21 protein-coding genes are annotated in these 22,432 nt (G+C 39.9%); 20 read left to right on the top strand and 1 reads right to left on the bottom strand.

Features of this window, described 5'->3' with window-relative positions; translation table 11 throughout:
- Positions 1–10: 10 nt before the first annotated feature.
- The 5 genes from filB (at position 11) to filF (ending at position 7,199) form a co-directional block, all read left to right on the top strand.
- Positions 11–844 (top strand): putative pilus system C39 family peptidase FilB, encoded by an 834-nt coding sequence (gene filB, locus BBP83_RS14355; protein ID WP_068889733.1) that lies wholly within the window; start codon positions 11–13, stop codon positions 842–844.
- A gap of 65 nt (positions 845–909) precedes the next feature.
- Positions 910–2,085, top strand: a complete 1,176-nt coding sequence (filC, locus tag BBP83_RS14350) for a putative pilus system protein FilC (protein WP_068889730.1) — start codon at positions 910–912, stop codon at positions 2,083–2,085.
- 12 nt (positions 2,086–2,097) lie between these two features.
- Positions 2,098–3,762 carry a putative pilus system OmpP1/FadL family transporter FilD gene (gene filD, locus BBP83_RS14345; protein ID WP_068889728.1) on the top strand — a complete coding sequence of 555 codons (1,665 nt, stop codon included), beginning with the start codon at positions 2,098–2,100 and terminating at the stop codon, positions 3,760–3,762.
- Between the two features lie 56 nt (positions 3,763–3,818).
- On the top strand, positions 3,819–5,153 hold the full coding sequence (gene filE / locus BBP83_RS14340; RefSeq protein ID WP_245669769.1) for a putative pilus assembly protein FilE: 1,335 nt from the start codon (positions 3,819–3,821) through the stop codon (positions 5,151–5,153).
- 21 nt (positions 5,154–5,174) lie between these two features.
- Positions 5,175–7,199, top strand: a complete 2,025-nt coding sequence (gene filF / locus BBP83_RS14335) for a putative pilus system protein FilF (RefSeq protein WP_068889724.1) — start codon at positions 5,175–5,177, stop codon at positions 7,197–7,199.
- A gap of 54 nt (positions 7,200–7,253) precedes the next feature.
- On the opposite strand, the gene BBP83_RS14330 is transcribed toward filF, so the two are convergent.
- Positions 7,254–7,802 carry an NUDIX hydrolase gene (locus BBP83_RS14330; RefSeq protein ID WP_068889722.1) on the bottom strand — a complete coding sequence of 183 codons (549 nt, stop codon included), beginning with the start codon at positions 7,800–7,802 and terminating at the stop codon, positions 7,254–7,256.
- Between the two features lie 126 nt (positions 7,803–7,928).
- Between BBP83_RS14330 and BBP83_RS14325 the strand changes: the two genes are divergently transcribed.
- The 15 genes from BBP83_RS14325 to sugE all read left to right on the top strand — a co-directional run bounded on the left by BBP83_RS14325 (position 7,929) and on the right by sugE (position 22,406).
- Positions 7,929–8,543 (top strand): NUDIX hydrolase, encoded by a 615-nt coding sequence (locus tag BBP83_RS14325; RefSeq protein ID WP_068889720.1) that lies wholly within the window; start codon positions 7,929–7,931, stop codon positions 8,541–8,543.
- Positions 8,544–8,588: 45 nt separating this feature from the next.
- The gene (locus BBP83_RS14320; RefSeq protein WP_068889718.1) at positions 8,589–9,122 is read left to right on the top strand and encodes a gamma carbonic anhydrase family protein; all 534 of its coding nucleotides are present in this window, start codon (positions 8,589–8,591) and stop codon (positions 9,120–9,122) included.
- Between the two features lie 133 nt (positions 9,123–9,255).
- Positions 9,256–9,921, top strand: coding sequence for a tRNA (adenosine(37)-N6)-threonylcarbamoyltransferase complex dimerization subunit type 1 TsaB (tsaB, locus tag BBP83_RS14315; protein WP_068889717.1), 666 nt, complete (start codon positions 9,256–9,258; stop codon positions 9,919–9,921).
- Between the two features lie 12 nt (positions 9,922–9,933).
- Positions 9,934–10,758: an undecaprenyl-diphosphate phosphatase gene (locus tag BBP83_RS14310; RefSeq protein WP_068889714.1), complete on the top strand. Its 825-nt coding sequence runs from the start codon at positions 9,934–9,936 to the stop codon at positions 10,756–10,758.
- 5 nt (positions 10,759–10,763) lie between these two features.
- Positions 10,764–11,570: a class I SAM-dependent methyltransferase gene (locus tag BBP83_RS14305; protein ID WP_171258117.1), complete on the top strand. Its 807-nt coding sequence runs from the start codon at positions 10,764–10,766 to the stop codon at positions 11,568–11,570.
- Positions 11,571–11,693: 123 nt separating this feature from the next.
- Positions 11,694–13,088 carry a C13 family peptidase gene (locus BBP83_RS14300; protein WP_068889710.1) on the top strand — a complete coding sequence of 465 codons (1,395 nt, stop codon included), beginning with the start codon at positions 11,694–11,696 and terminating at the stop codon, positions 13,086–13,088.
- Positions 13,089–13,275: 187 nt separating this feature from the next.
- Positions 13,276–14,103 (top strand): S-formylglutathione hydrolase, encoded by an 828-nt coding sequence (gene fghA / locus BBP83_RS14295; protein WP_068889766.1) that lies wholly within the window; start codon positions 13,276–13,278, stop codon positions 14,101–14,103.
- A gap of 423 nt (positions 14,104–14,526) precedes the next feature.
- Positions 14,527–15,627 (top strand): YjgN family protein, encoded by a 1,101-nt coding sequence (locus BBP83_RS14290; RefSeq protein WP_068889708.1) that lies wholly within the window; start codon positions 14,527–14,529, stop codon positions 15,625–15,627.
- A 15-nt stretch (positions 15,628–15,642) separates the two neighbouring features.
- Positions 15,643–16,677, top strand: coding sequence for a M48 family metallopeptidase (locus BBP83_RS14285; RefSeq protein WP_068889706.1), 1,035 nt, complete (start codon positions 15,643–15,645; stop codon positions 16,675–16,677).
- A 345-nt stretch (positions 16,678–17,022) separates the two neighbouring features.
- On the top strand, positions 17,023–17,709 hold the full coding sequence (rpe, locus tag BBP83_RS14280; protein ID WP_068889704.1) for a ribulose-phosphate 3-epimerase: 687 nt from the start codon (positions 17,023–17,025) through the stop codon (positions 17,707–17,709).
- A gap of 516 nt (positions 17,710–18,225) precedes the next feature.
- Positions 18,226–18,648, top strand: coding sequence for a hypothetical protein (locus BBP83_RS14275; RefSeq protein ID WP_245669768.1), 423 nt, complete (start codon positions 18,226–18,228; stop codon positions 18,646–18,648).
- Between the two features lie 43 nt (positions 18,649–18,691).
- Complete coding sequence (locus BBP83_RS14270; protein WP_068889702.1) at positions 18,692–20,614, top strand: copper resistance system multicopper oxidase; 1,923 nt, start codon at positions 18,692–18,694, stop codon at positions 20,612–20,614.
- Positions 20,601–20,930 (top strand): hypothetical protein, encoded by a 330-nt coding sequence (locus BBP83_RS14265; protein ID WP_068889700.1) that lies wholly within the window; start codon positions 20,601–20,603, stop codon positions 20,928–20,930. Before BBP83_RS14270 ends, BBP83_RS14265 begins: the two co-directional genes overlap by 14 nt.
- Entirely contained in the window at positions 20,917–21,831 is a 915-nt protein-coding gene (locus BBP83_RS14260; RefSeq protein ID WP_068889698.1) for a copper resistance protein B, read from the top strand. Before BBP83_RS14265 ends, BBP83_RS14260 begins: the two co-directional genes overlap by 14 nt.
- A 257-nt stretch (positions 21,832–22,088) precedes the next feature.
- On the top strand, positions 22,089–22,406 hold the full coding sequence (gene sugE, locus BBP83_RS14255) for a quaternary ammonium compound efflux SMR transporter SugE (RefSeq protein ID WP_068889696.1): 318 nt from the start codon (positions 22,089–22,091) through the stop codon (positions 22,404–22,406).
- The last annotated feature ends 26 nt before the right edge of the window (positions 22,407–22,432 follow it).

Raw genomic sequence — 22,432 nt, 5'->3', positions numbered from 1 at the left:
GTTAGAAGATATGTTAGAGATAGCTTTAGGCTCGGCATTGATGTATTACTTTGCCAAAGAGTCCTTCGATATAAAAGAAAAGCCAGCAGGGACAGTGCAATATACTGAAACTTTGGATTCTCGTAATGATTCATTCACACGTATGCATCGTGAAGCAGTCAAAATCAAGCCAGCCATTGAAGATCAATTCCGCGGTATTGTTCGCCAAGCCTATGATTATAGTTGTGGTTCTGCAGCTTTAACGACCTTGTTAAATGGGTATGTTGGAACTCAATTGACTGAACAACAAATTATGAATGGTTTACTGAAGTATGGTGAAACTGAAAAAATTATTCAGCGCCGAAGTTTCTCATTATTAGATATGAAACGTTTTGTCGGTGCTCTTGGTTTGGAAAGTGGAGGTTACCGAGGTGAATTTTCAGATTTAGTCAGTCAAGGTCAACCAGCTATTGTTCCTATTTCTTATGCAGGTTTTAAACATTTTGTAGTGTTTAAAGGCTATAAAAATGGGCGTGTATATGTGGCAGATCCGGCTTTAGGGAATATTAGTTTTGATGAAACTCGCTTCAAAGAAATTTGGGAAAATAATACCTTATATCTGATTAGCGTTGCACCAGAGCAAAGACAAAATTTATTAGCATTACAAGACGCAGACATGCGCCATGTAGATGATGCAACAGTCAACCGCTATGCATTTGTTGATATTCAATATCCACAATTTTATATGAATAAAATTGCCGACAAAGCTTCAACAATTAGGCTCTATAAAAATATGAATGAAGAGTCCGACAATTATGGTAAGCAAGAATATAACTATTTGCGACTCTATTATAAAAATAAATAGTGTTGTTGCAATGAAATCAATTTTAAAAAAGCGAAATTAAAAAAATAAAAGCCGTAGGATGGAATATGAAAAGTAAATGGATGAACAAAACCATATTGGCCATGAGTATTCAGCTGGTAATAGGGGTTGCATATGCGGCTGAAGAACCAGTAGGAGAATATGAATCAGTCGATCAGCAAGTTGAAAGCGTAACATCTGAACCAGAAATTGGGGGATATGATGCCGTAGACGCATCAGAACAGCAATCAACTGAATCGGCTAATGTTGTGTCAACTCAACGGTCAGAACAGCAAGCGCCAACTGAAAAAACGGATGCTTCAGTTGCATTGCAAAAGCAAGAAGGCGATGCAAGTCAGGAAACAAATTTACAAGAGGTTTTTACATCGAATGAACGTCAATTTTCATTAATTAAAAAGGGAGAAATCTCTTCTTTTTATGATATTGATTATACCTATTATCGTGATACACAACTGGATATGGAGATGGCAAAAGGTCAGCTCTATCAGTTACGTGTGCAAGAAAATGCAACACATTCGATGACCAATACGTTCACCTTGCAGTATGGGGTATTGGATAATCTTACCTTTACGGCTTCCTTACCTTTAGTCGCAAAATCAGATTTATTAAAAGATACGTCTACTGCAGGTTTAGGGGATATCTCTTTGGGCGCCCGTTGGGAACCCTTTCCTTTGCAAGCAGGCCGTCTTCCATTAATCCTATTTGGTAATCTTTCTACTAAAACTGGAGACAGCCCTTATGAAGTGAATGCCACTTCAGACTTAGCAACAGGGAAAGGTTATTACTCTGTGGGTGTCGGTGCTAGTACACGTAAATACATAGATCCTGTTGTTTTATTCGCATCTGTTTCAGCCAACTATGGTTTAAAAGAAGAAGGTTTAAATCAGCGCAGGGGAACTCGAGTTATTAATGCGTTTGATCCTGGAATTAGTGGTGGTTTTGCATTTGGTTTTGCCTATTCATTTAACTATGATGTGTCGATGACCATGTCTTATCAGCAAAGTTTCAATACCGGCGCTGAATTTAGTTATCACACCGGTGAATCTTATTCGCCTGCAGACCAAACCAGTTCTACTTTTGCAATATCACTGGGTGTGCGTGTTTCTCCAGATACGATTGTAAACGGTACTGTGGGCTTGGGCTTAACTGAGGATGCGCCAGATGTTTCATTGGGCTTGTCTTTCCCGCTTGATATTTTAGGCTTCGGAAAAAAACTCCGTTAAGAGGGCTGTCGTATGAAGAAAATTCGACTAAGCCCACTGGTTAGCGCGATTATTTTAACGGGCTTTTCTAGCACAGCATTTGCTCAGCTAGGGACAAATTTATCTGTAGATTTACGTTCTTTGGCATTAGGAAATGCAGTTACGGCAGACCCACCAGGGATTAGTGCTGTGCATTTTAACCCTGCAGCTTTAACAAAAATTCAAGGCTTGCAAACGGATGTACAAGGGATTCTTGCGAATTTTGATATTCAGCGCGAATTTTCTGTCCCTGCAGGTTATAACGTTTTTGGATATTCAGATGATCCGATGGTCTGTAATGATGGGCCAGAAATATCTTCGGATATTTGTACCGACTTTAAGGGTACCGTACAGGGTAATGTCGAGTATGCCAGTCTGTATGTGCCGATATTGAAAAAAATGGTGGATTTAGGTGAAGGCATGCCATTGGCTGCACCGACTGCGGGTATTGCATATAATCCACCGGGTTCTAAAGCAACATTTGCAACAGCCATATATGCACCTTTAATTGCAGGTTTTGGTGCTGAAAACGGTAATCCAGGCAATTATATGGGGCAACAAGTTGCATTAGAACGTGTCACTTATTTATCGCCGACCATGGCCTATCAGGTCAGTGATGAGTTGTCGATTGGTGGCGGTATCGGGATGTCATATCAGGCTATTGGCTTGAAAACAGATTTACGCTTCCCGAATGAGCTGATCGGCATGCTTCGCATGATTGATGAGGTGGTCTGTACACCTTTTAAAGAAAATTCCGATATTATTACGGATATTCTTCTGCTTGGGATGTGTAATACAGAAGAAGGGATGAACCCATTTGGTCGCTTTGGTCAAATGCAAATTGCGATGGAACAATTCCTCAGCCCAAGCTATAACTTAGGGGTTTTATGGGAACCGACTGAAGATTTTAGTTTTGGTATGGTGTATCAAAGCGCGGCAAAAATGCGCCTAAAAGGTAAATACCATATTGATAATTCTAAAGCGCCACAAGAATTGATTAAAGGGTTAATGTCTTCCCCAACGGGACAAATTTTAGCAGCTATTTTAGGTTTTCCTAGTTCTGTTCCTGCCAGTGAATCAGGCTTAGTGTCCATGGATTTTGAATATCCACAACACTTTCAAGCAGGTATTAAATATAAAATAATGCCTGATTTACAGGTCAACTTTGATGTCGGTTGGACGGACTATCAAGCCTGGGACAAATTTCGTTTCGAGTTTGACCGATCTGTATCGGCTTTAAAAATTGCGAAATTATTGTCAGAAAATATTAGTGACACATCTTTGGCTTTACCGTTGAAATTTACCTCACCCTGGAATTTCGGGATTGGCTTGGAATATTCAGCAACAGACCGTTTAAAATTACGTGCGGGTTATGAACCACGAACCAGTGCAATACCAGATAACCGACGTAATACCATGATTCCAATTAACGGGGCACAACTCTTTGGTTTAGGTATAGGCTATCGTTTTGATGCAGATACTGATTTAGATTTGTCTTTGGGTTTTTTACGGAGTAAAGATAATATTCCTGCGAATAGCAGTTGTTTATCTAACTGTACGGGAGTGAATAATATTTTATTAAACCCGTATGCAGGTTTAAATGTAAAAACAGATACAAAAGTCACGATTCTGGGATTGAATTATAGAACACGATGGTAGGGTAACTATTTATAATGAAAGGGAATTTATTCATAAAGTCGGTACTTGCAGTGTGTATGCTACAAGTATCTACTTCTAATGCAGGCACATTTCATACCATTATTGGCCCAGATGGACGGCCTATGGTGGTGCAAATGCCAGATTCGCCAACGGCTAAAAAGTCGGTTAATCAGCCATTAGAACCAATAAAACAATTACAAATCAATCCTGTAGAAACGAAATCAATCGAAGTTATTCCTCATGATGTTTTGCCTAAATCTACTCCTCCGTTAAATCCTCAACAAGAACAAAAAGTCCAGAAAGTGGTTCATGATTTAGAGTCCCGACTTCATGAAAACACATACATACCAGTTGTTCAAAAGAGTAGTCCAAATTTACAAAAAATCAGTATTCAACCGGAACAATTAGAAGCTTCAAAAACGTTAGCGACACAAACAGTAAAACCAGCCTTTGATAAAAGGGCTATGCAAACTGCGCCCCAGACATTCATCGAATCAGATGTAGCAGTTAAACAAATACCTGTAGCGAATCTTCCAAAAGCAATGGTATCTGCACCATTACATTCTATTGATACTCTCAAACCAGAAGTGCAGAAAAAGTCAGCATCCTTATTGAATGTTGTCCCTCAAACTTTATTAAAGAAGCCTGCTGAGGCAGTGCAACAAACTTCGCTAAATACCACACAACCCACAGGGTTTTCTGCAATAAATGGTGAACAGTATGTGAATAGCGAATATCTAGAGGATAAGGAGTTTAATTTAGATGGGAAAAAGCGTTTTTATGCAATGCCAGAAGGGGTGATTGATACAAAGATCGGCTCAACACGAATGCAGATGGTAGAGCGTGAAAAAGGTGTCAGTAAATCGATGATTGAGTCTATTTTTAAGAGTAATCGAAGCATTGAGAAAGGGCCAGTGACCTTATCTACTTCTTATTATCGTGTGTCGAAAGATGAAGCAGTCACAGGGCTGGGACAACGGTGTTTTCAAGATAAACAGATTAAAAAAGCCAAAAGTTTAAAAGCACAATCTGAAGTGAATGTATGGCCTCGGCCACCATTGAATGATGAGTTCGATTTTGACGTTGTGAAAATTGATCATTCCATCCAAAATATTCAAATTAACTCTTATGCCTCAAAACAAAATAACCCAACATTTTATTGGCCTTTCGTGGTTTTTCTAGATGAACAGGGATGTGTGCTAGAAGGGGCAGGAGGCTATAAAAATAATGATAGTGGGGCGGATTCTTTATATAGAGAGCGCATAGAAGGTGTTATTCAAGTTCCGAAAAAAACTGAATATATTTTACTCACACCATTAGCGACGGCCATTGATGTCGAGCAGCGCGCTTTAACCAATTATGGACAACTGAAATTAATTGCAATCCGTTAAGGATAAAAGACGAGAATTAGGATGATAAATAAAAAAATATTGCCATTTGCATTAGGCGCATTAGTTTTGGCTTTAAATGGTTGTGGGGGCGAAAGTGCCAATATTATTCCAGAAATCAATGATACCAGTACTGAAAATGGTACTTGTGCGAGTAATTCAGATGGTTGTTTAGAGTTTGTACTGGATTATCCATTAGATGGTTTAAATTTTACCTGTTCAAGTGATAACACCAATAAATTTATTACCTTATTTAATCCCAATGAAAGTGTATCGACGGGTGCCTGTCGAATTGGCGATACTGTGACTTTTTATTTAATGGGTGACAAAGATAAAAAAATTGAGTTAGGTCGAGTAAATTTAAATACCATTTCAAATGTGGCAAGTAAAACCTCTCCTCCTCGTTTAACTTTGTTGGATATTGCCAGTGGTATAAGTGGTCAGAAAGCGCAATCACTCAATAAAAATGATGAAACCGTAAAAATTTCGATGCGTCTGGCAAAAGTTATTCAGGCCATTGCCCTAAAAGACCATAAAATAGATGTTGCGACCGAAATTCAGCCTGTGTATATGACTGCAGGAAATAGAACAGACTTAGAAAAAGTTGGTCGTTCGATTACAATAGCCGATTTTATTACTTTAGATGATGCCCAATTTAATGCTTTATTTACGCCGTGGTTAGATTTATCCACAGTCAGTGATGATGATGCATTTAAGGTGGTTTCTAAATTAGCTAACATTTCTGTGGCTGCGGTATTCCAACCAGAATTTGCTTTATATTCAGCACCACAAATGATTATTGCAGGTATTAGTGGTTCTAATGGATTAGTGGGTTGTGATAAACCCGAATGTAAACCAGAAGATACCACTCAAACGAATTCATTTGGTCATTTTATGCTCATGACAGACCGCCAAGGTATGACTTTTGGTAGTGGAGTGCAATGGCGCGGTAAGGTTGATAGTGCTCTGAGCACAATTGGTGGGGTTAACTTACAATTGATGTTAAAAGTTAAACCGAAGCTAATGACGGCATCGCAACAGGACAATTGGATTGATCCAATTACTCATGGAATTGACCGTAAACGTCAATTGGGCTTTAAATTTGATGTTGATGAAGTCGGTGCAGAGCCATTGATTATTAAACAAGGAACTTTGCTTGCAGACAAAATGATCGCTGGAATAGGTGGTGGTTTATATAGAGCACTTGCTGGATTAAACAGTACTGTTGCGCTGACCCCACAAGACACAGCAAGATTGGGCTTATGGGAACAAAAAGTAAATCAGGGGAACTATAAGGGAACGCTTGACCTCTATAAACAATATCCTATTAGTTATTTAGATAAAACCGTTTTTAGAACTATTGAAAATACACCTGCCAATCAGCCTTACATTTTTCCACTTTATGCGGACATGACTTTTAAGTTTGCCAATAAAGAAATTAAATCGGTTAAATTAGGAATTGTCATTGATCGTAACGGTGATATTCGAACCAATATTCGTCCAAATGTACCAGATGATGTTTTTACCAATACAGCATCTACAATAGTCGATTTATCTACAGATACAGCAACAGGCTGTGTCGGTCATGATGTGTTAGATCCACTGTTGATGAAAGATCATCAAGGGACTCAACAATATCGCATTGGTACGGTGTCAAGGACATTCTTAAGTAGTTATACCAGTAACCCCAATGCACTTTCTATTCGGATGATTTTGGCTGATCAAGTTTTTGGTACAATTAATGGGGCATTAATTGGAATGAATACCACGATTAAAACCTCTGCGGATAGCGGTGAAAGTATTGTTGTTGGTGGGGCATTGGTCAAAGTCGGGAATTTGTTAACTACAGCAACAGGCACTAAACCATCCTCTATCGTGTTTACGGATTCATCAGGGAAAATAGTGAAATGGGCAAATAGTTATGCCAGTTTTAATTTGACTTATAGTCAGAAAAATCCAACAGATACAGAGGCGAAAGAACTGGCAAAACTTGCGGGTGGTGAGATTAGTTTAGATCCTGCGCCGTGTTATACAGTTAAGACCAAGTAATATAAAAAAGCCCATCTATGATGGGCTTTTTATGACGGATAAAAGCTTAAAAAATTAGCCTGTATGATCTAAACGAGTACCTAATGTTTCTAAATGCATTTCAAATTGGCCTGTTTTACGGTCTGCAAAATAATGTCTGAGTGTGCGTTCGACACTTGGAAAGGCCAGTTCATCCCACGGAATTTCATCTTCACTAAAGAGTTTAGATTCGATCGTTTCTTCACCTGCGCCAAATTTTCCTTCCAGTAAATCGGCTTTAAACAGTACATAAATTTGCCCAATGCGAGGAATATTGTACATACAGTACAACTGCTGAATATCAACTTCAGCCTCTGCCTCTTCGCGCGTTTCGCGGGCTGCACCTTGTTCCATGGTTTCAAAAAGTTCCATGTAACCTGCAGGCAATGTCCATAGACCATAACGTGGTTCAATGGCACGACGACAGAGTAATACTTTGTTTTGCCAGAGGGCTAGTGCACCACAAATCACTTTTGGGTTTACATAATGAATAAAACCGCACTGAGTGCATACACTGCGGACTTGGTGGTCACCAAGAGGAATTTTTTCAGCTGTTTTATTTCCGCAATTCGTGCAAAAGTTCATATTCAAGGTCAATGCTCTAGCTTAGAGACAGCTTAACTTAAAAATTGAACTTTGGCATCATTTCTCAGGCAAGGCTTATAAAATTGGGCTATGATCAAATGAATACAATAACAAAGAGAAGCGTGGATGACAGATCGATCTTTAACTCAAAAACTGCAACAAAGTTTACGCTTTTCTTCGCGGGTAGAATACGCGCAGGCTGCTGTCTTAATTGCGGTGACGGATGAGGCTGATCCTAAAATTCTGTTAACACGCCGTTCACTTTATTTGTCCAACCATGCCGGTGAAGTGTCTTTCCCTGGGGGGAAACGTGACCCGAACGATACCAGTAATATTGTGGTGGCTCTGCGTGAGGCTTATGAAGAAACAGCTTTAAACCCTTTTGATGTTCGTCTTTTGGGGGATTTACCGATGCAAAAAGCTAAAAATGGCATGTTGGTTAAGCCTGTGGTTGGGTTAATTCCGCCACAAGTTCAACTGATTGCACAACCTACAGAAATTGATCGTATTTTTTTTGCTTCGATTGAAAAATTAATGCAAGCACCGCCTATTCCGTATGAAGTCCGTTATGCACATCAGTCGCTTTATTTTCCCAGTATGCGGGTTGAAAATGAAATTGTTTGGGGGTTGACTGCACGGATGCTTATTTCACTTTTTCAATATGGTCTGAATTATCAAAAAGAATGGCCATTTTTACTTAATTCGCCTGCATTTTCGCTTAATACAAACTTTAAACGCTAAATTTTCTGAGCTCAATATTCATATCGATTATTTCAAGGAAGAACCATGTTGTATAAATTTCAAGGACATTCTCCAAAAGCCGTCCATCAACCTTGGGATGGTTGGGTTGCAGACAATGCGACGGTAGTTGGTCAAGTAGAATTGGGCAAGCAAGTGAGCGTTTGGTTTGGCGCAGTTATTCGTGCAGACAATGCAAAAATTACTTTGGGGAGTTTGACCAATGTACAAGAAAATGCCGTATTACATACAGATGCGGGCATTGAAATGAACATTGGCAATTATGTCACGATTGGTCATCAAGCCATGCTGCATGGTTGTACCGTAGGTGACAACAGTTTAATTGGTATTAATGCGGTAGTTTTGAATCATGCAGTGATTGGTCGAAATTGTATTATTGGAGCCAATGCACTGATTCCTGAAGGGAAAGTGATTCCAGATAATTCAGTTGTGATGGGTTCACCGGGCAAAGTGGTCAAAACATTAAGTGAAGATGATGCCAAGAAATTGACGCTCAGCGCCCTACATTATGCCTCGCATTTTCCGAAGTTCATGACCCTTGAATCGGTAGAATTGATTTAAATAAATCATCCTGCGTATTGAGCCTAGAGAATTCTAGGCTTTTTTTGTATCCAAAGTTGGAAATTCTCGCGAAGCTACGGTGAGTGGAGTATGATATTCATCATTTTTTAAATCGATTTAGTTAAGGTTGTGCATGAAGGTGCTGGCACTGGAATCTGCCAATGAGCAGTGTTCCGTCTGTATTGCAGATGAAAATCAAGAGCTTTATTTCCAACTCGATGCGCGCGCGAAGGCACAAACGCAAACGATTCTTCCGTTAATTGAGCAGGGTTTGACTGACGTCAATATTCAGTTGACCGATTTCACCGCGATTGCCTTTAGCCGTGGGCCGGGTTCTTTTAGTGGTGTCCGTATTAATGCTGCTGTAACGCAGGCATTGGCATGGTCAAATGATCTGCCGGTTATTCCTGTTTCTACCTTACAGGCTTTGGCTCAGGCTGCTTACCGTATAGCGGGTTTAACTGAAGTCACCGCAGTTCTAGATGCACGAATGAAGGAAGTTTATATTGCCAATTTTAAGTGCGATGAGCACGGCATTATGCAAGCTGTCGATGCAGAACAATTATTAAGTTATAGCGAAGCCGAGCTGGCTGTGAAATTTACGGTCATTGGCTCGGGTTCAGCTTTAGTTAAGCCAGAACAAATACAATACCAAGATATCTGTGCAACGGCGCAGGATATTGCTGCCATAGCGCGCGTAGATGCACAGCAGCAACATTGGGTAACTGCGGAATATGCGTTGCCTGTTTATCTAAGAGACAATGCTTGGAAAAAAATCCCAGAACAGGGCAAGCCATAATTAGGAATGTGTATGGATCTTTTACTGCTGCTTAAAGCGGCAATTATGGGTATTGTTGAAGGTATTACTGAGTTTTTGCCCGTCTCAAGTACAGGGCACTTAATTTTAGCTTCCGAACTCATGAACTTTTGGACCAAAGAAAAAAGCGATGTTTTTGTCATTGCCATTCAAATGGGTGCAATTGCCGCTGTTATTTATGAATACTGGTCGCGCCTTTGGGGTGCTGCAACAGGTATGTTCACAGGTGAAGAAAAAGGTCGCCGTTTAGGTTTTAGTTTAATCATGGCATCTATTCCAATTGTCTTGATTGGATTGACTTTTGGTCAGGCAGTAAAAGAATTATTGTTTAATGATATTGCTGTTGCAATTGGTTTGATTGTCGGCGGTTTTATCATCATCTGGATTGAAAAGCATCCGCCTAAAGTGAATGCTCTTGAAGTGGAAGATATCAGCTATAAAGAAGCCATTTGGATTGGTTTGATTCAAGTGCTTTCGCTTATTCCTGGGACATCACGTTCTGGCGCAACCATTATTGGTGCAATGTTCTTGGGCGTATCGCGTAAAGCGGCCACTGAGTTTTCATTCTTTTTGGGCATTCCCGTTATTATTGGCGCAGGATTACTCGATTTATATCAAAGTTATCATGTTTTTGAGTCGAATCAAGACTGGCTGGTACTGGCGACAGGGATTATCGTTTCATTTGTCTCTGCATTGATTTTGATTCGTGTTTTGGTTGCGTATGTGGCGAAACGTGATTTCATGGTTTTTGCTTGGTATCGCATTGCTTCAGGTTTACTCATTTTATTGTTTGCATTTACAGGCTGGAAATTATGGTAAGCGAAATGCGCTTATACACAGAAGCCGAGTTTGAACAGAAAGCACAGCAGTTCTCTGCTGTGCTTTCTTCACGTGGCGTACAGACAAAAGTAGAGGTGGTTGAAAAGCTGAATGCGCGTTTTTATCGCTTAAACCCAGAGCTTGCGTTAAGTGTAGATATTGATGGCCTTTGGCTCTGTGCCAATGGGATGAAAATGCAACCCGATTGGAAAGCTGAATCGGCACGGCTTAAACGTGCTTCATTAAAGTCTGAAATGATTGCACGAGCCTGTCATTTGGCTGAAAAACCGAATTTGATTGATGCGACCGCGGGTCTTGGTCATGATAGTTTATTGATGGCGCATTTAGGGGCAAATGTAACGCTCTTAGAACGTCATCCTATTTTATTTACTTTACTTGAAGATTCGCATGCGCAAGCGATGCAAGACCCATTTTTAAGTGCAGTTGCCAAGCGAATTCAATTGGTTTTTTCAGATTCTGCGGATTATTTGATACAACAAGCAGTGCAACACAACATGAGCGATGTGGTGTATTTAGACCCGATGTTCCCACAGCGTGACCAAAACCAACAAGCCATTAAAAAGCAGGCGCAAGTCAAAAAACAAATGCAATTGCTTCATTTATTGTTACCTGAAGATGGTGAAATGGATTTAGGCGATAACTTGTTAGAGTTGGCGCAAAAAGTAGCAAAACGTGTGGTGGTTAAGCGCCCAAGACTTGCAGTTTTCTTAGCAAATCAAGAACCTCAACACCAGTGGCAAGGGGATGCTTGTCGCTTCGATGCTTACTTTCAGCATGATCTTTTAGTCTAATGTCAGAATTATTTTAAAAACCGCTCAATATTTGCGATATAGTTGAAAAATAGCATTGATAAAACCTGCATCAAGCATAAACTTGCTAATGCGTCTTAGAGCCACGGTTACCATAAGATTTATATGATCGACTTCAAACCTTCCATCAATTTTTGGCATGATTTTAAAAGCAACCAAACTGCGGGGATGTGGTTGTTTTTGGGGTCGAGACGTGCGCTTCAAATTGTACGTCCATCGGTCATGCAATTGGTATTTTGGGGGATATTAGGTGGGTGTGCCAACTCATTATTTAGCTGGCTAAGCAGTGGTCGAGTCGGAGACTTTAATCCGCAAGGCTTGGTGAGTTATGCGCTGTGGCCATTTATTGCTCTCATTGTGGGAATTTTCCTGTCTCAGCGTGTGAATAACCCCCGCTTGATGATGGTTCCTACTTTATTGTGGTTGGTGCTAGACACACACATTATGCTGTTTCAGTGTCTTATTCAGTATTTGGGCGATGTCGATGTTTTGCCCTACCTGCTGTATGACTACATTCCAACCTTATTTATTATATTATTTGTCTGGCAAAGTCTTGCTGTCGTTTGGGTAATTTCACGTGAGCTGAAATGGCCGTGGTGGGAACGTGCCCTGATTATGTTGGCCACTTTATTTACTTTAGTGGTTTGGCAAATGTCGGTCAAAGATCAACCGATTTGGAAAGTAGAAGAAATTCCACCAAGCTTTGCCGAAGATGCTTTTTATGCACAAAGTCGTTTATTGAATAAAGCTTTAGATGGCATTCAATATGGCGAATTTGCACAATCGCATTGGTATTTTATGGGTGTAGCAGGGGCCAGTTATCAAGATGTCTTTAAACTGGAAATTGAACGAATTAAAGAACAATTTGACACTCGTTTCGGTACATTTGGCCGTTCGATTGAACTCGTGAACCATCCTGCGACTCGGACTGAAATACCAATTGCGTCAAAAACCAGTATGGAAATGGCTTTACGCCGTATTGGTCAACAAATGAATAAAGAAAGCGATGTGTTGTTTTTATATATGACATCACATGGTTTACCTAACGTGTTTGAAATGGAAAATGCACCTTTAGATTTGGCACAAGTTGACCCGAAATGGTTACGTGAAACATTAGATGCAGCAGGTATTCGCTGGCGCGTAATTGTCATTTCATCGTGTTATTCAGGGAGCTTTGTTCCAGCTTTGCAGGATGAAAATACGTTAATTATTACCGCATCAGCAGCAGATCGTCAGTCATTTGGTTGTTCAAGTGAAGCAGATTATACCTATTTTGGTCGTGCTTTTTTTGATCAGGCGATGCGGGAGCAGACGACCATTCAATCTGCCTTTGTAGAAGCCAAAGAGACCGTTGCACAGTGGGAAAATGCCCAAGGGTTCGAACCTTCAGAGCCACAATGGTCAATTGGTAAAAATATGGAATTAATGTTGCCGCAACTTGAGCAACGTTTATTTCCACCGAAAGGTATCGTACCGGCTACGCTAAAAAAGGCTTCTTAATCTCAATAGAAACTTTAAAGATGGCAAGATAGCGAAGTTTATATTTTAACCACAATACAGATTTTCTTTGATTGTTGAACAGATTTCTATTTTATTGATTTATAAGATTTTTAGTGACTCAATAAAAACCAATTGGCTGTATCTACGTTATTATTTAAATGATTATAGACTTACTAGGGTGGTGGCTGTGCAAAGATTAGAAAGACATGCTTCATTTGGTGGTTGGCAAGAGGTCTATCAGCACCAGTCAGAAGCGCTACAATGTGCGATGAATTTTTCAATTTATATTCCAGCTCATTCTGAGCATGAAAAACTCCCTGTCATTTATTGGCTTTCAGGGCTGACGTGTAATGAGCAAAATTTTATCACCAAAGCAGGCGCGCAGAAATATGCTGCTGAACATCAGGTCATTATTGTTGCACCAGATACTAGCCCACGTGGTGAAGCCGTCCCAGATGATCAAGCTTATGATTTAGGACAAGGTGCGGGCTTTTATGTCAATGCGACACAAGCGCCATGGTCTGCAAATTTTAAAATGTATGATTATATTGTCGATGAGTTAAGAAACTTAATTGATACTCATTTTCCGACAAATAAAATACAAAGCATTATGGGGCACAGCGCTGGCGGACATGGGGCATTGGTCATTGGTTTAAGGAACCCAGATCTTTATCAGAGTATTTCTGCATTTTCACCGATTGTTGCACCTTCGCAAGTTCCTTGGGGAAGAAAGGCATTTACTGCGTACCTTGGTGCAGATGAAGCACTTTGGCAGGAATATGATGCTGTTGCATTAATTCAGTCTAGTCGTGCAAAACAACCGATTTTAGTTGATCAAGGAACGGAAGATTCTTTTCTAAAAGAGCAATTAAAACCTGAACTTTTAAGTGAAGCATGCCACAACATGCAATATCCTCTAAAACTGAATATGCGAGAAGGGTATGACCATAGTTATTACTTTATTGCGAGCTTTATTCAGGAACATATCGCCTTTCATGCAGTGCAGTTACGATAACGCCATTCTATAATTTTTTGATTTTACTCAAAGATAAAGCCATTTCAAAGAATGGCTTTTTTTATATATTGAATAAGTTCGTAGTGGGGAATACGTTAGAGTGTAGGGTATTTAATGAGCTGAATTTGTTAAAATCTGTGCTGTGAGTATATATTTTGAACGCATTTTTGCTGTACTTTATATAGAGATTTCATAAGGATTCTTCTATACGTTTTATCTTAACTTTAGTTTGGGTTATAAAGGTAGACGAGATAAGGTACATTGTATGAGGGTGGTTAGGTCGTTAATCTTAATATTAAAGTTCTCTGAAAAGAACGATTTAGGCGCTAATTTTTTGCATCTTTATCGGTTGTTGAATCTCTGATGTGACGATGTTTTTAGTCATTTAAAAAGTAGAATATTAAAATAAATATTGGGTTGTACATGCAAAATTCAGAACACGTGAGTCATTTAAATGTCAGCCCTTCGTATGAGATAGAGTCTCGTACCGAGGTCACGACATCTTTTGAATTAGGACGACAATATAAATTTCGTTTTAAAGGAACTGCATCTGAGTACTTTGGGATATGGATTGTTAATATCTTATTGACCATTATCACTTTGGGTTTATATGCACCATGGGCAAAAGTTCGCCGTCTACGCTATTTTTATGGCAATACTTGGTTTATTCAGCGCCGTTTTGATTTTACTGGTTTACCAACCAAAATTTTAGTCGGCCGATTGATTGCATTGGCAATTTATGGTGCATTTACATTAGCAATGAAATATTCCGCGAGTATGGTTTTAGTGGGTTTTGTGCTTATTTTCTTGGCAATTCCTTGGCTCATTCGCTCCACTATTCGCTTTCGGGCACGCAATAGTAAATTTGGTAACAGTCGCTTTTATTTTTCAGGAAGCAATAAAAGTGCATATTGGTGCTTTTTAAAATGTTTTCTGGTGACTTTTTTGACTATGGGGCTATTTTTTCCTGTCGCTGTTTGGCTATATAAACGCGAATGTCTGAACCAACTGTATGTTGGACAATTGAAATTTTATTTAAATGCAGAATGGCCAACATATATGCGCGCCATGTACATGCCTATTTTATTATTTGTCGCGGGGATGGCTGTATTGGGCTTTGTGTTGGGGCTAGTTTCTAGTATGAATAGCACGCTTAATTCTGCTCAATATATTAGTCTATTTTTAATTGGATATGTCGTGGCTTATTTGTTTATTTGGCCTTTAATGTTGGCGCGAATTTTTATTTGTTCATGGAATAGTACCACGCTTAATCGTAGCCAATTCATCACAGACTGCAACCAATGGCGTTATGCATGGATTATTCTTACGAATTGGTTCGCCAAAATTATTTCACTTGGCTTACTGACTCCTTGGGCAGCCATACGACTCTATAAATATCAGGTTGAGTCTTTGAAACTGCTACTTGTTGATGATCCTGATCATTTAATCAATCAGTTACAGCAAGACCACAATGCCATTGCTGAAGAGTTGAGTGATCTTTTTGATTTGGATATTTCGCTTTAGGCCAAGGAAATCATCATGAATCTTTCTGTTGATGCTATTTTTTATGATGGAATTAGTGCCAAGCCACAGCAGGCTGAAGTCTGTGGACTCGATAATCAGCGCGTTTTGGTTAAATATGGCGTGCAATTCGAACAGCAACGCTATTATCTCTATAGCGATATGACTTTAATTGGTGCTTTAGGTGCAATTCAACCAATTGTTGAATTAAAAGATGATGCACGCTTAGAATTTACAGCACCATTGCCTGAATGGTTTCAGTTGATGCGTAAAGGTCGTTCACATTCTATTTGGAAGTTGGAACGCACCCCGAGTTTAATTCTTTTTAGTGTGGTCTTTGTCCTTGTTTTGGCTTTTGCCACGGTCAAATGGGGCATTCCTTTGACCTCTTATTTTGTGGCAAAGCAATTGCCGGCGCAGGTCATGAACAATTGGGGAGATCAGGCCGAAGAATATGTCATGAAACTGACGGACGACTCTAAACTTCCTACAGCACGCCAGAAGGAATTAGTACAAAAATATCGGCAGTTGGTCGTAGGGACGCCACCTGCAAAATTACTCTTTCGTGCAGGTGGTCACCTTGGTCCGAATGCTTTGGCCATTCCAAACAATACCATTATTGTGACAGATGAACTGGTCAAATTAGCAAAAAATGATGATGAATTGTTGGGTGTATTGGCACATGAACAAGGACATTTAATTGAACGCCATAGTTTACAACAAGCCCTTTCAAGCCTTGGATTTAGTGCACTTTTATTGCTAATTACAGGGGACAGTTCAGATTTAATCACGACGCTACCTGTCGCATTTATTGGCGCGAGTTATTCACGTGATTTTGAATCCGAAGCCGATTTATATGCACTGAAAACTATGGATCAGCATCATATTCAGACCATTCATTTCGCTCATCTTTTACAGCGACTCGCAGATCAGACTGGCGAAGACACTGCTAAAGGCAAATCTTGGCAGGATTTTCTGAGTACACATCCTGCAACAGCTGAACGGATTAAAGCGGTTGAAAACTTCAAATCTCAATCAGAAGTATCAAAATAAGCGTAGTAAAGTCCTAGGTTAATTTAGCCCGTTGCCATTCAACTGTAAGCTCTTCTGAACCTATACAAATTAAATGATCGCGCACGACCTATTTTAGTTTTGGCAGGTCTACATTGATATTTTTTACAATAATTTCAACAGCTAAGTACGCTAATTCAGGTTTTCAATTGATAGTTGCGCTTGGCATGGAAATTTGTAATTGCGCTGTATTTTCAGCCACGTTCAAATGTGTAATTCCAATAATTTAGTAAGCGCTTTGTAGCACAACAGCAGACAACAGAAGCGCCTACACGCCTGTTTTGCTATAATAGGGTAAATTATACTTATCCATAGTCAGGTTCTCCCATGTCCAAGCCATATTTAATTGCACCGTCTATTTTGTCTGCTGACTTTGCTCGTTTAGGTGAAGAAGTTGAAAATGTCTTAGCTGCAGGTGCAGATGTTGTTCATTTTGATGTGATGGACAACCACTATGTGCCGAATCTGACTTTTGGTGCAGGGATATGTAAAGCTTTAAAAAAATATGGCATTCAAGCGCCAATTGACGTGCATTTAATGGTTTCACCTGTAGACCGCATGATTGGAGATTTTTTAGATGCGGGCGCTGACATTATTACTTTTCACCCTGAAGCAACGCATCATATTGACCGTTCATTGCAGTTAATTAAAGACGGCGGTGCAAAAGCAGGCTTAGTCTTTAACCCTGCGACACCTTTGCATTTTTTAGATTATGCACTGGATAAAGTTGACCAAATTTTACTGATGAGCGTGAACCCTGGGTTTGGCGGTCAAAAGTTTATCCCCATGACTTTAGAAAAATTACGTCATGCACGTAAAATTATTGATGCTTCAGGACGTGATATTCGTTTAGAAGTGGATGGCGGTGTTGGCCCAGCCAATATTCGTGCCATTGCAGAAGCGGGTGCAGATATGTTTGTTGCAGGTTCAGCTATTTTTGGTCAACCAGATTATAAAGCTGTGATTGATGAAATGCGCGCTGAACTGGCAAAAGTGGGTACAGTCGAGGTTTAATCATTTTAAATCAATCAAGGTATGATTGTGGATAACTTTATGGATAAATATATGGATATCTATGTAGATAACTGTATGGATAAGTTGCGTAAATAACAAACAATTATGTATCAATGGTTTATTAATTAGACTTAATTTGTATAAAAAGGACTCAGTTGAGTCCTTTTTTACATTCTTGAAGTTGTTGAAAAACTGCTTGTTTATTCAGCTCTGGTTAATAATGGTGCTGTTTAAAATATAGCTATATTGTTTAAGTGCTGTCTTTTTTATGTAAATAACTGGTCAGTTTAAGCTTAAGAATAAATTTAAAGCGTTGTGCATAAGTGAGCAGTTCTTTACTATATAACGTGATAAGCTAATGATGAGATTATCGACATTCATGTGGCAAAAGGTTTCAATTGAACGTTGATATTTGAATGTGCTCAGTTTAATGATCAGCTTATATTTCGGGTCAAAGTAAAGGGTTAAAATCATTTGCTAATTTTTTTGCAACGACATGCAAGCTTTGCTTTTCTAATGGCATTTGTCATTGGATGGAGCAGTGTTGCCTTTGCCGTGCAAAAACCTATTCATCAGCAAATGATGAATAAAGCCTCTTTCGTACAAGCGAACACGGTCTCTGCTGAAGTTCCACATGCAATGGATATGCAAGATCAAAAGCACAGTATGCAGATGTCGGATTGTCATCAAGCCAGTGCACAAAGCCAACAGCATATGACTTCGCATTGTCCGCCCGATTTGCAACAGATGAATAATATGTCGCAATGTGGCGATTGTGCTTTATGGCATTGTCAGTCGATATCATCCTCTTTAGAAATGCATTCCACGCATTTTCAGCTTCCTATGTTCAGCACCTTTTCAGAACAGCCGAATGTGATGTATAGCGCTAAATATTTGCAAGGCTATAAGCTCAAACTGTTGCGTCCTCCAAAATCTTAATCCTTATTTTTAAAACATTATTTTTAAATAACAGGATTAAGTCATGTCTATAAAATTCAATCAATGCCTACTTGTGGGCGTATGTCTTGCATCACCTTCATGGGTATTTGCTGCGGTCAAAGAATATCAACTGGTGATTGATGAAAGTACCATCAATGTCACTGGAAAACCCGTTAAACGTATTACGGTCAATGGTCATTTCCCTGCGCCACTTTTGGAGTTTGAGGAAGGCGATGATGCGGTTATTCGAGTTCAAAATAAGCTGAAAAATAAAGATTCATCTATTCATTGGCATGGTTTGTTGTTACCAGGCTTGATGGACGGTGTGCCTGGTTTTAATGGCTTTAATGGAATTGGCCCTCATCAGGAATTTGTCTACAAATTTAAAGTGCGTCAAAGTGGCACGTATTGGTATCACGCCCATTCAAAAGGACAGGAACAGGACGGTTTATACGGTTCATTGGTGATTTATCCAAAAGATAAAAAACCACTGGCTCTACATGAGCAGACTGACCGCGATTATGTGGTTATGTTGTCCGACTTTCATGAGCAAACCAGTGATCAGATTCAGAACAATTTAAAAATCTCAGCGGAATATTATCAAGATCAACGTGAAACCGTCGGGGATGTGTGGAAGCAGGTTAAACGTGACGGACTGAAAGCCACATGGGCAGAACGTAAAATGTGGAATCAGATGCGGATGCTAAAAACAGACCTGTCTGATGTGACGGGGTATACCTTTTTAGTAAATGGCAAAACCCCTGAGCAAAATTGGACGGGAATGTTTAAGCCCAATGAAAAAGTCCGTTTACGCTTTATTAATGCCTCTGCAATGTCTTTTTTTGATGTGCGCATACCAAACTTAAAAATGACCGTTGTGAGTGCAGATGGTCAACCCGTCAAGCCAGTGAATGTCGATGAATTTCGTATTGGCACAGCCGAAACTTACGATGTTGTGGTCGAACCGAAAACATCACATTATCAAATTGAAGCCGAGTCGATCGATCGTTCCGGTTATGCCATCGCAACTTTGCATAATGAGCTTAGCTCGATGAACCATGGCATACAGATGCCTGCGCCAAGACCTCGATCATTATTGACGATGGAAGATATGGGGCATGGTTCTATGGAGGGCATGGATCATTCCACAATGGATCATTCAAAGATGAACCATGACACGATGCCCAATCTGGATCATTCAAAGATGAACCATGAAGCAATGTCCAATATGGATCATTCCAAGATGAACCATGAGGCAATGCCGAATATGGATCATTCAAAGATGAACCATGACATGATGCCCAATATGGATCATACAACGATGAATCATGAGGCAATGTCTAATATGGATCACTCAGTGCATACAAATTCAAAAGCTGTCACAGCGCAAAAAAGTGATCAAATTGCATATGGTTGGGCCAATGCATCGACTCCAAAAGGCGATAAAACCCTGCAATATAGTGATTTAAAAGCATTGAACCCACAAACCGATACCCGTGAAGCTGAAAGTGAATTGGTGATTCGTTTGGGTGGCACGATGGAGCGTTATATCTGGACCATCAATGGGAAAAAATTTAGTGATGCCGAACCGCTGAAAGTGAAATACGGTGAACGGATTCGTCTGAAATTTATTAACGACAGCATGATGGCGCACCCTATGCATTTGCATGGCATGTTTATGCAATTAGAAAATGGCCAGCCCGCAATAGATATGCCAAATAAGCATACGGTGATTGTACCACCGGGTAAAACTGTGACCACCTTATTAACCGCAGATGAGTTGGGCGAGTGGGCCATTCACTGTCATTTGCTGTATCACATGAGCTCAGGGATGATGAATAAGCTGATTGTGGCCAATGTGACTGATGAAAAAGTGTCAACAACTGCAATTCAATCTACAAAAAATACCCAAACCCAAACTGAAAATAAAGCAATAGTGAAAGGAGATGCACATGCGCACCATTAAAATTTTCTCTCCAATCGTGGTGCTCGGCGCTGTTTTATTTTCTGCATCTGCTTGGGCCAATTCGAACACCTCTACTGCATCAGAGCATATGAATCATGCCATGCACCATGACATGAGTGCTATGACACATCAGCATACAGACATGCAAGCAGGGTCAAAGAAAACTCAGAGCAAGCCAACAGAATCTACCCATCAAAAAATGACACAAAACTGTGACGTGCACTCGACTCAGCAACAGGTGCAGATGAACAAAAATGGCTCAGTCGCTCCTTGTAAAGTGGTTGAATTCAAAGGAGATAAGCATGCACATCATTAAGCATTTTTCTCAATCGGTATTGGCCAGTTCAGTATTTCTTGCCAGTACGTTGGTCATGGCGCATGAAGGGCATCATAGGATGGCTGCATCTGCTGATGCATCCATGAATGGTGTACAAGAAACTGTGTCATCTGCAACACAAACACTGAAGCCAATGACGCATTCAATTTCTCAGCTTGAACAGCCATCTACAGTTATGTCGCCCGTTTTAAATCATCCGCATGATCATCGTAAAGAACATGGTGCACAGGTTTATAGCATGACCACATTGGACAATAAATGGTTGTTCGATGAGCATGGAACGGGCGCATTAAAGTCAAAACTTGAGACCCGAATAGGCACGGATGAAAACAAGATTTTCATTAAAGCGCATATTAACAAGTCAGAGTCGGCAGATGCCGAATATGATGTTAAGGCATTATATAGTCGCAATATTTCAGACTTTTGGGATGCGCAGGCAGGTCTGCGTTATCGCTATGAAAAAACCGCATTAGCGCAAGGGCAAAACGACACTGAAGAACAACTGGATGCAGTGTTTGGGCTACATGGAATGGCACAATATTTTTTTGAAACAGATGCCTATTTGTATTTGGGACAAGATGATTATGTGGCGCTGAGTTTAGAAACAGAGCGCGATGTATTAGTGACGCAAAAGCTCATTCTAAAGCCTTATCTTGAAATGGATGTGGTGGTGAATGATGATTCGAAATATGCGCAAAAGGCAGGATTGGGTCATGCGTCCTTTGGTTTAGAAACGCGCTATGAGATCAATAAAAAAGTCATGCCTTATCTTGATATTGCTTATGAATACTCAAAAGGTCAGGATGAGACGACTTGGCAATCGGCATCTTCATCTGAACAAGGTTGGGTCTATGGTGCGGGTCTTCGTATTAAGTTTTAACGTCGAAATGAACTAAAAATTAGGCTTAAACCACGTAAAAAGCCATTGGTACGCCAGTGGCTTTTTTTGATCAATATTGGTGCAAAGGTATACTGAAGAACAGCTGATTTTTATCGTTTACATTAAAAAGACAGCAAAATTAGGTATAATTCATCTCTTCAAAAGAGGGAACGACCTCCCTTGGTGCACGCTATTTCGGCTTGAGTCAAGAAAAACGTCAGGACGGCCTGACTCTAAACAGCATAGAGGAAAACATCATGGCTTGGATTGTTCTGGTTTTAGCAGGTATTTTTGAAATTGTTTGGGCATATTCTATGAAGCTTTCAGATGGCTTCAGTAAACTGACCCCAAGTCTTATTACCATATTTTTTATGGTTCTGAGCTTTGGCTTATTGGCCTATGCGATGCGCACACTTCCTTTAGGCACGGCTTATACCATTTGGACAGGCATTGGTGCAGTTGGCTCGTTCTTGGTGGGTATTTTTATTTTAGGTGAGCCTGCAACAGCAATGCGAATGTTGGCTGCAGTTTTAATTGTTTCAGGTCTTGTTTTGATGAAACTTTCATCGTCATAATAGGCCATCAACCCTCATTTTAAAAT

Source organism: Acinetobacter celticus, assembly GCF_001707755.1.
GTDB lineage: Bacteria > Pseudomonadota > Gammaproteobacteria > Pseudomonadales > Moraxellaceae > Acinetobacter > Acinetobacter celticus.
The sequence above is the reverse complement of the archived record's forward strand: the minus strand, read 5'-3'. Positions and strand labels throughout refer to the sequence as shown.